Source organism: Acinetobacter sp. TGL-Y2 (genome assembly GCF_001612555.1).
In the GTDB taxonomy this organism is placed as follows: domain Bacteria; phylum Pseudomonadota; class Gammaproteobacteria; order Pseudomonadales; family Moraxellaceae; genus Acinetobacter.
Genome location: NZ_CP015110.1, coordinates 921431 through 935049 on the forward strand (window position 1 = coordinate 921431; position 13619 = coordinate 935049).

Here is a 13619-nt window from a genome sequence, read left to right on the forward strand (position 1 = left end):
CTACCCCTTATGTATTTGAAGTAGATTTTTGTTCAGTTTCAGGCTTTGCAGCTTCTGCCGGTTTTTGCGCAGCAGCAGGAGCAGCCGGTTGAGTACCTTGTGCCGCTGCTGGCTGAGCTTGGTAAGGCTTTGCAACGACAGTTGCACCGTCTTTGACTTTCGCTACACCATCAACAATTACTTTTTCGCCAGTTTGTAAGCCTTTGGTTACAATCCAGTCTTTGCCTTGAACGCCCGCAGTTTCAATTTGACGGGTTTCAACCACATTCTTGGCATTGACCACCATTGCAGTCGCTTGACCCGTTGGCGTACGTGTAATCGCAGCTTGCGGAACCAAAATTGCATTTGGAATAACACCTTGCACAATTTGTGCAGTGGCATACATACCCGGAAGCAACAATTGGCTTGGGTTTGAGAAAACAGCACGAACTGTAATCGTCCCTGTATCTGGGTTGACGCTTGCATCAGAAAACGCAAGTTGACCTTCTACTGGATAAAGGCTGCCATCTTCAAGTTTTAATCGTACTTTGGTATTGTTGCTACGATCAATACTGCCTTTGCTTAACTGCTGACGTAAACGAAGCAGCTCCGCACTGGATTGATTAATATCAACATAAATTGGATCAAGTTGTTGAATCGTGACCAAAGCATCGGCTTGATTGGCTGTCACCAATGCACCAGCAGTCACAGATGAACGACCTGATTGACCTGAAATAGGGGAGCGAACGGTTGAATAACCCAAATTAATTTGAGCATTTTTAACAGCTGCTTCAGATGCAGCAACGTCTGCTTGTGCCAATTTTACTTGCGCTTGTAAGTCATCATATTCTTGTTTTGATACGGCATTAATGCCCACAAGTTGACGATAACGATCCGCTTTAACGCGAAATGCATTCAAATTAGCTTGCTGACGAATCAGTGATGCTTTAGCACTGTCTAAGTTTGCACGGTTGGTGTTGGCATCAATTTCATACAGAGGCTGTCCTTCACGAACAAAACTGCCTTCTGCAAAGAGACGTTTAAGAACGACACCGCTGGCTTGTGGGCGAACTTCTGAAATTTGATATGCAGATGTTCTCCCTGAAAGCTCAACGGTTTGTTCAACACCTTGGGGTTGAGCAACAATGACACCTACTTCAGTGGGTGGCATTTTCTGGGCTGCTGCAGCTTGCTCAGCACCTTCAGGTTTATCGCTACAACCTACAAGTGCAATACTTGTTGCAAGAGCACAAGCAGTGAGGGCAGGAGCCCAAAGCTTTGCCGACATCATTATTCCACCTCGTTTAGATTTTCTCTAAAAATAATTTGTTTTGCTTAGATATGTTTTGTGCAAAGTGTAACCACAGCCACGCAACCCAGATCAAAGCTATACTCCATCCTGCTATGACGTCAGTTGGATAATGTGCACCAAGATAAACTCTTGAAAAACCCATGCTAACTGCCCATAAGCAGGCGAAGAATGTAATTAATCTTGCATGTTTATGTTTATAAAATATAAACATAATCAAACAAGATAGTACTGCTGCATAAAGACTATGGGCACTTGGAAATGCTGCACCATAGGTTTCTACCATCTGATAAATTGAATCGGGACGAGGTCGATCAAATAGATACTTCAGTATCCATCCAATGATTGAGCCACCAATAAGACCTAGAAAAATAAATAGACTGGATGTCCGTTTTTTTGATCGGATTAGCTGAACGCACCATATTCCAAAGAACAACAGCATGACTGGCAATCCGCCAACATAAGATAAGAACATTGCGACATCATCAAAAAGCGTAGTACGATGCTGACTTATCCATCCAATTGCAGATGTATCTAGTTGTTGTATAAAGGGAATATAGATTCCAATACTACTTATCGTGAGTCCTAAACAACCTATAAATATGAATGTGTAAGGCATACAAAATAACCAAGTTATATTATAAACGCATTACATTTTTTCATTGAATGCGCCAAAGTGTACTCGTCAGTACACTTTTTTTCAAGTCTGTAAAAATCATATTAATAGTAGATTCATTTGTTGAAACATATCATATTTTGAACAAAAAATAACAGATCCATTAATGATTTGCTTTTTGATTTGTAGAATTACCATCCTCAACTTGTAAGGGCTGTTTCGGTGGCCAAAAGAAATCCATAGGGCGGGTCACAAAGTGGGTAAACACCAATTTGGCCAAAGGTTTCCATTGTTCAAAGCGAACACGGCGGGCACGTAGCGCCACAATAATGGTCAAACTAAAGCTTACGAAAAGGTTCGTGAGACCAATCAGTAACACACCCAAGAAAGATACAATAATTAAACCAATTTCGGGAGAACCATTAATGCTGAGCAGGCCTTGAATAAAGTTGGCTGAAGCAAAGGCAATATGACGAATATCTAGAGGTAGGCCCAAAATAAAGCCAATCGTACCCATACTACCGAGCATGATACCGAACAGGAAATTACCCGCCAAGGCCCCTAAATTACGTTCTATATAGTTTGCAAACTTATGCAGTCTTTCTTGCCCCATGAGTTTTTCGAGCTTGTAGTGGGCTTTTAAGCGCGGACCGACTTTACGGTAAACCGCCATATTGTCAAAATAGCCTGCAATTAAACCTGAAAAGAATAGACATACACCGGCAATCGCTGCATGTGGAATGGCTAAAGAAGTAAAGGGGTTTAGACTGTGCAATACGTGTGAGGCTTTCGAATGATTCAACAAAGGCTCATCCAAACCATATTGCCAAAACATCGTGATGAGCGCCGCGGTTGGAATTGCGATCGAAATATTTCCTAAAATAGCCACAAACTGCGTTCGAATGATATTAATAATCAAGGAAGCAAGTTCAGCAATTTGAGTGGTTTTAGAGCCTTTACGGTGTTGTACAGTCGATGCGAGTGCAGCCGCAGTCATTGCGGGTTGTTTGGTTGCAACGGTAAAGTGCAATACATGAATCAACATAAAACCAAGCGAATAGTTCATGCTGAACATGAATGCTTGCATTAGTGGTGCTAAAGTCAGACGCGCCGTTAATATCTTTAAGGTCGCCATGGTGGCAATAATCACACCCGCACCTGCGGCCGACTTGTACATACCCAAGAAACCAGACTTGTCTGTACTTACGTAGTGCTCACCTGTTTTACTGGCATTTTCGGTCACCTGAAGTGCGATTAATTCACTGTTGGTTTTGAGCAGTTCACGTACACTATTTTCAACATAGTGGGCAGCAACCAAGTCTTGGGTCAACTCCGCTAAAGCTAGATATTGCGTTTTTCCTTGTTCAGTCAAAATATTCAGCAAGATTTCGATTCGATCTAAACATTGCTCGAGTAATGACAGCAGATAGGTCAGGCTAAGACTGACGCCGATGCGTTTGGTTGCGCGGCGGATTTTCATCACCACTCCACGGCACTGATCAATCATCACCAACGCTTGATCTGCATCGGGTGGAATCAGGGCGCTTAGAGCTTCTGCATCGCGGTGCTGTTTCTTATAAGCTTCAATGAACTCGACAATTTCTCGGTTTTGTACCAAAAAAGGTGATTCATATTCAGTCAGTTCAGGCTGTGCATTAATGAATTCGGGATATAAACCAATACCACTAATACGATATGACAGTACCGTAATGGCTTTGATCATATCGCGCTTAATGCCAAGCTTTGCATCAAGATGACCATGATTTTGATTTAAAATTTGAAAAAACTGAATCCACTGCTCATCTTCAATATTTTCAAGCCAATACCGATCACTTCGATAAGCAAACACTCGAAACACCAAATCTTTGAGATCTGTTTCATCGACCAAAAGTGGCAAAAAGTGAGCGCCTAATCGCTGACCCAACTGATTCCAGAAACCGTCTAAGGATAAAATGCCGCTATCTGCATAAATACTGGTTTGTTTATAGCGATTGATCAATGTAACCAAATACGCTTGGAAGGTGTTGGCTGCGGTTGGTGTAATCAGTAGAGCTTGAATCAGCGCCTGAAACTTTTTTTTGATTTCTTCAGTGTTGTAACTGTCTTCAGGCCGAAGACGTGCGACCAATTCGATCAGTAAATTTTCATCTGGAACAGCGCGCGGTTGATCGAGCTGTTCCTGCATGTTGACAAACAGGTCATTAAAATTAATATGCATAAGCAAGTGTAGGTCTAATTATTGGATTCGATGTAAAGCAAGTCGCGCTAAATCAATCAGCGCTTGGCGATAAATGCTTTGCGGAAGTTGGTTTAATGCATTCAAGGCAGCCTCTGTTTCCTCAACCGCACGTTTATGACAATACGCAAGGGCACCTGAGTCATGTACGATGCGAATCACACGCTCTAAATCTTGTGTGCCGCCCGTGGTGATACTTTTACGAATCAATTGATGATCTTCGCCTGTGGTATTTTTTAACGCAGCAATTAAAGGCAGGGTGGGTTTACCTTCCATTAAATCATCTCCGATATTCTTACCTAACGTATCTGCGTTAGAGGTGTAATCTAAAATATCATCAATAATTTGGAAGGCATTACCAAAGTGTCCAGCATAACTACGCAGTGCCTCGCGGTACTCATGTTTGCCCGTTAAAATGGCAGCACCTTCTGTCGCAAGTTCAAAAAGACGAGAGGTCTTGCCATGAATAATATCCAGATAAGTGGCTTCATCGGTGTCGGGCTGGTGCTGAGACTGGAGTTGTAGAACTTCACCTTCAGCAATTTCACAGGTGCCCGTTGAGAAGTCTTTGAGCAAAACCATGTCGTTTAAATCGACCAACAAATCAAAAGCACGCGAGATCAGAAAATCTCCGACCAACACCGCCGTTTGATTGTTCCATGTGGCATTTGCCGTAGGACGACCACGTCTCAAACCAGACTCATCCACAACATCATCATGGACCAACGTTGCGGTATGTAGCATTTCAATAATTGCAGCAAGCTTTTGCGCATTTTTCAGGTCGGTTTCACCGCAAGCACGCGCCGCCAAAAGACACATGATCGGACGCATACGTTTACCACCAGCTTCAACTACATGCTTACTGACCGACATGACCAATGCAATTTTTGAGCTAATCCCTTCATTAATTAAAGTGTCCATCGCAGCAAAGTCTGTAGCAACAGGCGCGAGAATATCTTGCTTAAAATCGATGGTCATGTGAAGGAAGTCCTCATACAAATTTAGTTCTATACGCTGGCTAGTGTAACAATTAACACCGTTGAATGTTGCTTTAGCGAAGCTTAATGTGACTGAAAATTAACAATTTGTTTATAATTTAATCATATTGAATCTGGCCTGCTTTAACTGCAGCTCATTCAGTGTCCGTTAAAATAACAGCATTTGAGTGAAATTTATTCATTTTGCTAAAAAAATTAAATTAATTCATGTTCGGATTGTAATCTTGCATTAAAACAGCCTGATTTTCAGGCTTTACCTAACTTTAAGATAAAAGACCTTGTTGTTTATTTGATTATCACTTAAAATCCATCACCTTGATTTAACCCCAGTGGCGCTCGTCTTAAGCTCGATATCTTCCTTTATCGGCACGACGACACGGGTCTGTTGGAGTACGGTATGTACGCAGTTATCCAAACCGGTGGTAAACAACACCGTGTTATTGAGGGTGAAACCCTTAAAGTAGAATTGTTAAAAGCTGAAACTGGTTCAACAATTACGTTTGATGACGTGTTGATGCTAGTGAATGGCGAAAGCATTCAAATTGGTGCTCCAGTTGTTGCTGGTGCTACAGTAACTGCTGAAGTAGTTAGCCACGGTCGTCACGACAAAATCCGTATTGTTAAAATGCGTCGTCGTAAGCACTACCGTAAACAACAAGGTCACCGTCAATGGTTTACCGAGTTGAAAATTACGACTATTTCAGGCTAATTACGAGGATTTTGAAACATGGCTACTAAAAAAGCTGGTGGATCGACACGTAACGGTCGTGACTCGAACCCTAAAATGTTAGGCGTTAAAATGTTCGGTGGTCAATCTGTGACTGCTGGTAACATCATCGTTCGTCAACGTGGTACTGAATTCCACGCTGGTCCAAACGTTGGCATGGGCCGTGACCATACTTTATTTGCGACCGCTGATGGCGTGATCAAATTCGAAGTGAAAGGTCAATTTGGCCGTCGTTATGTATCTGTTGAAACTGTATAAGTTTTAAGACCTACGTAACCAAAAAAGCCCGCATTTGTGTGGGCTTTTTTATGCCTAAAATCTGTACAAATCAAGAAAAACGACCTCCATCATGATGAAGTTTTTCCTACAAATATTTTAAATAACCATACAAATCTTCTTATTTTCTCAATTATTGCAGTAAAAAAATGTTTTAAGATGAACCATCTAGCAAATTGCGATCGACGCAAACTTATAAAAAGGTGAAACCATGAATATGCTTCGTAAAACCATGAGTGCAGTAGCAATGAGTACGGTGATGCTTGCACCAGTGATCAGCACGAGTATTTTGGCAGCACCTACTGCGGCAACAGAACAACAGGCAACCGCAAATTTGGTGAAACAGTTAAATGGTATTAAAAGCATTACGGCTAATTTTGAGCAAAGCACAAAAACCACTGCTGGCAGTAAAGCACCTCAGAAAAAAGGCTTAAGTGCCCAGCACATGAACCAAACCTTTAAAGGTGTAATGAAAGTGGCACGTCCAGGTAAATTTTACTGGGAAACCACATCACCTGCGAAACAAACTATTGTGACCACAGGTAAAATGGTTTGGATTTATGATCCAGACTTACAGCAAGCCATTCGTCAAAACTTAGATGAACAAGTGGCAAATACACCTGCACTGCTTTTGTCGGGCAATACCAATCAAATTATGCAGTCTTACCGTGTGACTCAGCCCAACAAAGGTAAAACGTATTACACCTTGTTCCCGAAACAAAATGATGGTGCTTTTCAAAGCTTAACCATTAGTTTTGGTGCCAATAAAGCACCAAGTTTAATGATCTTGGAAGACTCATTGGGTCAAACCACCTACGTGCGCTTTAATAATGTGAAGGTCAATCCAAGCTTGTCAGATACGACCTTTAATTTCACTCCACCGAAGGGCACAGACATTATTGATCAATAAGTCATTGATTTATAGGGTGCTGATCGATGATAGGTTGATTGATCAGATTTTGATAGATCAAAATTTTAGATAATCAGTGTGTTAGCCAACACCGATGATGGCATGATTTAAAAGCAGTCTTAGGGCTGCTTTTTTTTTGCTTAAATTTAATCAAGCTTGATAGTGGCTGAACGTAAGTAAGGTAGTGCCAACCATTTAGATACAATAATCTTGCCTGAATGCGCATGCGCCTTTGTATAGTATATGGATTGAGAAATATAAATGAAGGAGTGGGCATGCATTTTCAGTTAAAGCCAGTAGTTAAAAAAAGTGTCAAAACCGGTTTAAAAACCAGTGCGATATTATCGCTCCTGATCATGGTGACCGCATGTCAACCTAAAGCGGATGCACCGAGTGATAAAAAATCAGAAAATGTATCCTCATCGCAACAACAAAAAAATCTCAGTCCTTACATTGAATCAAAAAGCATAGTGCTCACGCCAAAACAGTCGCAGAGCTGTGATGAAGCAGGTTGCACTCGTTATGATTTTCAAACGGTGCAAACCAATCATGCATGGATTAATCAATATTTCTTAGATCGGATTCAAAAAATAGAGCCTCTGGCATTTGAAAATGTGAAAAATGCGACAGCGGAAACGGTGGATGAAAAGCAGTTGAATGAATCTTCGATTGTCGTGCGCTATGTCGGACAAAATCAAAATTTAGCCACTTTTGAACTGCTTACTTATAGTTATAGTGCAGGTGCGGCACATGGGATGTACCATAAGGAATATGTGAATTTTGATTTAAAAAACAAGAAACGTATTGCCTTGCAAGATTTAATCGCTTCGGGTTCAGAAGCGAAATTAATCGAAGCCTTATATCAAAATAATATGACGTGGTTGGACGCGCATTCAGTTGAGCAAGCTAAACTTCAATTAAGCGATAATTTTTATTATGGTGCCAATGGCATTATTTTTGTTTATCCCCTTTATGAACTTGCCTCCTATGCAGAAGGAATGTCTGAGCTGAATTTGCCCTATGTTTTGGTTAAGGATTTGATTAAGCCTGAATATTTACCTAATTTGCCCCAATATGCTGAGCGTTAATTTTGAGAAAAATGCGCTGTTATTGTTCTAATAAGGCGCAGCTGCAAGCAGAGTCACTGTATTTTTTGGCTTGAAGCGCTTACACTATAGCCAGTTTTTTTCTTTACAAAAGATTGACCATGATTGACCCAAAATTACTCAGAAATAGTATCGAGGCTGTAAATGCAGCTTTAGCAAAACGTGGCGTACAGTTAAACGTGGAAGAGTGGGCGTCATTAGAAGCTCAGCGTAAAGAAATTCAGTCCAAAACCGAAAGCCTACAAGCTGAACGTAATGCTGGTGCAAAACAAGTCGGTCAAATTAAAAAATCAGGTGGCGATGCCTCTGAAATTATGACACGCATGTCCGCGATTGGTGATGAAATTAAAGCTGCTGAAGTTGCTTTGTCACAGCTACAGGCAGAGATTGAAGAGAAGTCATTGTCTATCCCAAACTTACCGCATGAGTCTGTGCCTGAAGGTAAAGATGAAGGTGATAATGTTGAAATTTTGAAATGGGGCACACCGCGTCAGTTTGCGTTCGAAGTGAAAGATCATACTGACTTAGGCGAATGGATGGGCGGTTTGGAGTTTGAAACGGCCACTAAACTCACCGGTTCTCGTTTTAGCGTTTTGAAAGGTCCTTTGGCGCGTCTGCAACGTGCATTGACTCAATTCATGCTGGATACTCATACCTTAAAAAATGGTTATACTGAAGCCTATGTACCTTATCTAGTGAATGCAGAATCACTTCGTGGTACGGGACAGCTCCCTAAATTCGAAGAAGATTTGTTTAAACTTCAAGGTGAAAAAGAATACTACCTCATTCCAACTGCTGAAGTGCCTGTTACTAACTTTGTACGCGATGAGATTATTGACCCTGAGCGTTTACCACTCAAATATGCAGCGCATACACCGTGTTTCCGTAGTGAAGCAGGTTCTTATGGTCGCGATACACGTGGTTTGATTCGTCAGCATCAATTCGACAAAGTTGAGATGGTTCAGATTGTAAAACCTGAGACTTCAATGGATGCGTTAGAAGAATTGACGGGTCATGCAGAAGGTATTTTGCAAGCCTTGGGTCTACCATACCGTAAAGTGATTTTATGTGGCGGCGATATGGGCTTCGGCGCAATCAAAACCTACGATCTTGAAGTTTGGGTGCCAAGCCAAAATACCTATCGTGAGATTTCATCATGTTCATGCATGGGAGAATTCCAAGCCCGTCGTATGAAAGCGCGCTATCGTGCAGATCAAAAGAAAACTGAGTTTGTTCATACTTTAAATGGCTCAGGCTTGGCTGTCGGTCGTACTTTACTTGCGGTGATGGAAAACTATCAACGTGAAGATGGCTCAATTGAAGTGCCAGAAGTACTGCGTCCGTATATGGGTGGTTTGACCTATATCGACTAATTTACAGTCATGTAGAAAATAAAACCTGTATTTAGATATAGTTTGCATAAAATTTGCTTGAGACAATCAGATCTTAATATTGAGGTAATCCGTGGATATTTTCCCCATCTCTTTAAAGTTGCAGCAGCAACCTTGTCTGATTGTTGGTGGTGGGCGTATAGCCTACCGTAAAGCAGTTTTGCTGGCTCAAGCGGGAGCTATCATTTCGGTGGTTTCTCCTGACATTGAGCCGGATTTACTTGAGATTGTTCAAAACACTCAAGGGCAACATGTTCAGTCTGTATTTAATTTAACAATTGAGCTGCGCGATTATCGTTTAGTGATAGCAGCAACCAATGATGCTGCGACCAACAAAGCGGTATTCGAAGCTTGTGAAGTTGAAAAAATATTGGTCAACAGTGTTGATGATCCACCACATTGCCGTTTTATGGTGCCTGCGATTGTAGATCGTTCACCGCTGATCATCTCCATTGCCACCAATGGTCAATCTCCTGTATTGTCGCGCCAAATTCGCACTCAACTTGAAAGCTCCATTCCTCATGAGATGGGAAGTCTAGTTGAGTTTTCAGGAAAATGGCGTAGCGCTGTTAAAGCTAAAATTACCCATCCTGAAGAGCGCCGAATTTTTTGGGAAGACTTGTATGCGAGTCGCCTTAAAGAGCAGGTGTTTAACGGCAACATTGAAGCGGCTGATGCCTTAATTGAACAAGCATTGATTGAATGGAAAACACCAAAGGGTGAAGTCTATTTGGTTGGTGCTGGTCCCGGTGATCCTGAACTATTAACACTTAAAGCGCTACGTTTAATGCAGCAAGCGGATGTCGTGATTTATGATCGGTTGGTTTCTGAATCGATTATGAACTTATGCCGTCGTGATGCGATCAAAATCTATGTGGGCAAAGCACGCTCGAATCATGCTGTACCACAAGAGGGCATTAATGCGCTGCTGGTGAAATATGCACAAGAAGGGAAGCGGGTCTGTCGTCTTAAAGGCGGTGATCCCTTTATTTTTGGACGCGGTGGTGAAGAAATTCAAGAGCTGTATGAAGCTGGCGTAAGTTTTCAAGTCGTTCCTGGAATTACGGCTGCATCAGGTTGTTCTGCCTATGCAGGTATTCCGCTGACCCACCGTGACTATGCACAAAGTGTTCGTTTCTTAACAGGTCACTTAAAAGAAGGTTCGCCAGAGTTGCCTTGGAGTGAATTGGTCTATGAGCATCAAACGCTTGTACTTTATATGGGCTTGGTGGGGCTAGAGAAAATCTGCGCGCGTTTGATCGAGCATGGTCAGCGTTCAGATATGCCAGTTGCGCTCATTTCAAAAGGCACCACACCTGAGCAGAAAGTGGTGGTTGGCACCTTGGCAGACATTGCCTCTAAAGTCACAGAGCATCAAATTCAAGCGCCGACACTGACTATTATTGGTGAAGTGGTGAAGCTGCGCGAACAATTACAGTGGCAAAGATAAGTTCTTTGTTGCTTCATTTATAGAAGAGATCTCCCGTGATTCATGTTGTTTTGTACGAGCCTGAAATTCCTGCAAATACAGGCAATATCATTCGTTTATGTGCCAATACTGGTGCACAGCTACATTTGGTTAAACCCCTTGGTTTTGAGTTGGATGATAAAAAACTGAGACGTGCGGGTTTGGATTATCACGAATATGCACGTATGCAAATTTGGGAAAATTTTGAGGCTTGCCTAGAAAACCTTAAAAGTAAAGGCATTGATCTAGACTCGATTTATCCGCTCACCACGAAAGGTACAGAGACGCCGCATACTTCGGATCTGAACCGACCTGTGGCGCTATTAATGGGACCTGAAACACGGGGTTTGCCTGAAAGTGTACGCATGCTGTTTCCACAAAAGCACTGGATACGGTTACCGATGGCACCAGATTCACGTAGTCTGAATCTATCCAATGCGACGGCGGTGATTGTCTATGAAGCATGGCGTCAACAAGGTTTTAAAAGCTTAGAATAATGTCACGATCATATAATGTATTGCGTCAAAGTCCCTCAAATCAAAGCCATCTGCGGATGGCTTTTTTGTGGCTTTGAGGGATAAATCCGAATCTACTGCTTTGCTTTGAAAATATGGTTACAATCTAGCTGAACTCATAAAAATAGACGACGAAGAAATGTCTTTTACTCAATATTTATCGACCCTTTTAAAGTGTGCCCTTATCTCTTTTGTTGTAGCAATGCCCATAATCTATGCTAACGCCAATGTGACAGCCTCACCAGCCATATTGACCGAGCAAGAAATTCAACAAGGGTTGTTGAATATGAAAAATAAGATGAATCAACGTATTGAGCAATGGGGAAATGCACTCAATAGGCAGGATTTTGACCGTGTGCGCGGTAAAATGCAGCTAAAAGCTGCTAAGCAGTTAGAAGTATGTGCGATTTTTCAGGAAGTGATAGATGAGACATACCTTGCTGCACAAGCCAATAAACATCGGTTAACTGACGCCGATCAAAGGGTGCTGAGTAGTCGAACAGACTTTATCAATGCTTTAGGCTTTAAGCATAATGTTGTGCAAACCGAATTAGGTTTTGACTGTCGAATGAAGTAAAGATTTTAAAATTTTAAATCAAAAAAGGCGCATCGTGCGCCTTTTTTGATTTGAGCATAAATATTACTTGTCACTAAACTCATCGTGCTGTGGAGCAGGTTGACGGAAGCCTTTGGTTTTATAGCCTAAGTATAAAATACCAAACATTGCCCACCATAAACCAAACTTCAATGCGGTATCTTCAATTTCTAACCACATCGCGAAAATACTGATAAAGCCCATTAATGGAATGATCACAAAGCTAAAAATATCTTTAAAGTTTTTAGTACGACCATCACGCAGTGCATAACGCGAAATTACAGATAAATTCACAAAAGTAAAGGCAGTTAAAGCACCAAAACTGATCATCGAAATCACGATATCAAGATCCATAAAGCCAGCAGTTAACGCCACTACACCTACAATTAAGATATTGTAAGATGGAGTGAAGCTCTTTGGACTAATATGACCAAAAATCTTTTTGTTAATGACGCCATCACGACCCATCACGTACATTAAGCGTGATACACCAGCATGTGCTGAAATACCAGACGCCATCACAGTAATGATTGCGAAGTACAGCACCACCGTTTTAAATGCTACACCACCGACTGCTTGTAAAATGTCAGGCTGGGTTGCTGCAACATCTGCGAAGTACGTTTTCGGATCATTCGGGAAGAAGATTTGCATGAAGTACGTACTGATAATGAAAATCACACCAGCAATTAAAGCGGTCAAGAAAATCGCTTTTGGTAGGGTTTTTTCAGTATCTTTGGTTTCTTCTGCAAGCGAACTGAGTGAGTCAAATCCAGTGAACGAAAAACACAGCAGTGTTGCGCCTGTAATGAGTGCACCGACAGTGGTCATCTCATTCCAAAATGGTTCAAGACTCCACAGTTGATATGGCGCATTCACCAATGAGCCATCCGCGTTTACGCCGCCCGCCAACAATGAATAAACCATCCAAGTGAAGTAAGCAATCACTGCCAGCTGAGTAAATACAATCAAGCTGTTGAAATTGGCAACGAATTTAACGCCACGTAAGTTCACCAAAGTCATAAATGCAGTCAGACTGACCACCCAAACCCAATGATTCACATCGGGGAAAAGTGCTTCAAGATAGATTACAGCCAGAATAATATTCACCATGGGTGACAATAAATAGTCTAACCAAGATGACCATCCCACCATGAAACCTACGTTCGGGTGAATGGATTTTTGTGCATAAGTATATGCTGAACCCGACGACGGATAGCGACGGATCATATGTCCATAACTGATCGAGGTAAATAAAATTGCAACCAGCGCAATAATATAAGATGTGGGTACATGAAAATGACTTTCTTCCGATACTAAACCAAACGTATCAAATAAGGTCATTGGCTGAATATAAGCTAAACCGATAATAATGATGTGCCAGAGACCTAGCGTTTTTTGCAGTTTAGCTGCCGATTGAGTCCCAGTGGTATTTGTCAACGGCGTTATCCTCTTAATCGTTGATCAAGGATCAGTCAAATCTATTAGGATCATTT

13 protein-coding genes are annotated in these 13619 nt (G+C 41.7%); 8 read left to right on the plus strand and 5 right to left on the minus strand.

Annotation, left to right across the window (positions count from 1 at the left end; translation table 11 throughout):
• Positions 1–7 precede the first annotated feature (7 nt).
• The 4 genes from AMD27_RS04290 to sdsA all read right to left on the minus strand — a co-directional run bounded on the left by AMD27_RS04290 (position 8) and on the right by sdsA (position 5118).
• Positions 8–1270 (minus strand): efflux RND transporter periplasmic adaptor subunit, encoded by a 1263-nt coding sequence (locus tag AMD27_RS04290; RefSeq protein ID WP_067656834.1) that lies wholly within the window; start codon positions 1268–1270, stop codon positions 8–10.
• A gap of 13 nt (positions 1271–1283) precedes the next feature.
• Positions 1284–1907 (minus strand): phosphatase PAP2 family protein, encoded by a 624-nt coding sequence (locus AMD27_RS04295; protein ID WP_228140702.1) that lies wholly within the window; start codon positions 1905–1907, stop codon positions 1284–1286.
• 160 nt (positions 1908–2067) lie between these two features.
• The gene (locus AMD27_RS04300) at positions 2068–4122 is read right to left on the minus strand and encodes a site-specific recombinase (protein ID WP_067656837.1); all 2055 of its coding nucleotides are present in this window, start codon (positions 4120–4122) and stop codon (positions 2068–2070) included.
• Positions 4123–4140: 18 nt separating this feature from the next.
• Positions 4141–5118 (minus strand): All-trans-nonaprenyl-diphosphate synthase, encoded by a 978-nt coding sequence (sdsA, locus tag AMD27_RS04305; RefSeq protein ID WP_067656840.1) that lies wholly within the window; start codon positions 5116–5118, stop codon positions 4141–4143.
• 417 nt (positions 5119–5535) lie between these two features.
• Here sdsA and rplU point away from each other — a divergent pair, with 417 nt between their 5' ends.
• From rplU to AMD27_RS04345, 8 genes are all read left to right on the plus strand, one after another.
• A complete protein-coding gene (gene rplU, locus AMD27_RS04310) occupies positions 5536–5847 on the plus strand; it encodes a 50S ribosomal protein L21 (protein ID WP_067656843.1) in 312 nt (103 codons plus the stop codon).
• 18 nt (positions 5848–5865) lie between these two features.
• Positions 5866–6123 carry a 50S ribosomal protein L27 gene (rpmA, locus tag AMD27_RS04315; protein ID WP_067656846.1) on the plus strand — a complete coding sequence of 86 codons (258 nt, stop codon included), beginning with the start codon at positions 5866–5868 and terminating at the stop codon, positions 6121–6123.
• A 229-nt stretch (positions 6124–6352) separates the two neighbouring features.
• Positions 6353–7051, plus strand: coding sequence for an outer membrane lipoprotein chaperone LolA (gene lolA, locus AMD27_RS04320; protein WP_067656849.1), 699 nt, complete (start codon positions 6353–6355; stop codon positions 7049–7051).
• 356 nt (positions 7052–7407) lie between these two features.
• Positions 7408–8139, plus strand: coding sequence for an RsiV family protein (locus AMD27_RS04325; protein WP_228140739.1), 732 nt, complete (start codon positions 7408–7410; stop codon positions 8137–8139).
• Positions 8140–8258: 119 nt separating this feature from the next.
• On the plus strand, positions 8259–9530 hold the full coding sequence (serS, locus tag AMD27_RS04330) for a serine--tRNA ligase (protein ID WP_067656856.1): 1272 nt from the start codon (positions 8259–8261) through the stop codon (positions 9528–9530).
• Between the two features lie 91 nt (positions 9531–9621).
• The gene (gene cysG / locus AMD27_RS04335) at positions 9622–10998 is read left to right on the plus strand and encodes a siroheme synthase CysG (RefSeq protein WP_067656859.1); all 1377 of its coding nucleotides are present in this window, start codon (positions 9622–9624) and stop codon (positions 10996–10998) included.
• Positions 10999–11033: 35 nt separating this feature from the next.
• Complete coding sequence (locus AMD27_RS04340) at positions 11034–11513, plus strand: tRNA (cytidine(34)-2'-O)-methyltransferase (RefSeq protein ID WP_067656862.1); 480 nt, start codon at positions 11034–11036, stop codon at positions 11511–11513.
• Between the two features lie 157 nt (positions 11514–11670).
• Positions 11671–12108 (plus strand): hypothetical protein, encoded by a 438-nt coding sequence (locus AMD27_RS04345; RefSeq protein ID WP_150115750.1) that lies wholly within the window; start codon positions 11671–11673, stop codon positions 12106–12108.
• 63 nt (positions 12109–12171) lie between these two features.
• Here the strand turns inward: AMD27_RS04345 and AMD27_RS04350 are convergent, their stop codons facing one another.
• On the minus strand, positions 12172–13563 hold the full coding sequence (locus tag AMD27_RS04350) for an APC family permease (RefSeq protein ID WP_067656868.1): 1392 nt from the start codon (positions 13561–13563) through the stop codon (positions 12172–12174).
• Positions 13564–13619 lie beyond the last annotated feature (56 nt).

Excerpts from the sequence above, each read along its gene's own strand:
- AMD27_RS04290 (WP_067656834.1), bottom strand. The coding sequence starts at position 1,270 with ATGATGTCGGCAAAGCTTTGGGCTCCTGCCCTCACTGCTTGTGCTCTT.
- AMD27_RS04295 (WP_228140702.1), bottom strand. The coding sequence starts at position 1,907 with ATGCCTTACACATTCATATTTATAGGTTGTTTAGGACTCACGATAAGT.
- AMD27_RS04300 (WP_067656837.1), bottom strand. The coding sequence starts at position 4,122 with ATGCATATTAATTTTAATGACCTGTTTGTCAACATGCAGGAACAGCTC.
- sdsA (WP_067656840.1), bottom strand. The coding sequence starts at position 5,118 with ATGACCATCGATTTTAAGCAAGATATTCTCGCGCCTGTTGCTACAGAC.
- rplU (WP_067656843.1), top strand. The coding sequence starts at position 5,536 with ATGTACGCAGTTATCCAAACCGGTGGTAAACAACACCGTGTTATTGAG.
- rpmA (WP_067656846.1), top strand. The coding sequence starts at position 5,866 with ATGGCTACTAAAAAAGCTGGTGGATCGACACGTAACGGTCGTGACTCG.
- lolA (WP_067656849.1), top strand. The coding sequence starts at position 6,353 with ATGAATATGCTTCGTAAAACCATGAGTGCAGTAGCAATGAGTACGGTG.
- AMD27_RS04325 (WP_228140739.1), top strand. The coding sequence starts at position 7,408 with ATGGTGACCGCATGTCAACCTAAAGCGGATGCACCGAGTGATAAAAAA.
- serS (WP_067656856.1), top strand. The coding sequence starts at position 8,259 with ATGATTGACCCAAAATTACTCAGAAATAGTATCGAGGCTGTAAATGCA.
- AMD27_RS04345 (WP_150115750.1), top strand. The coding sequence starts at position 11,671 with ATGTCTTTTACTCAATATTTATCGACCCTTTTAAAGTGTGCCCTTATC.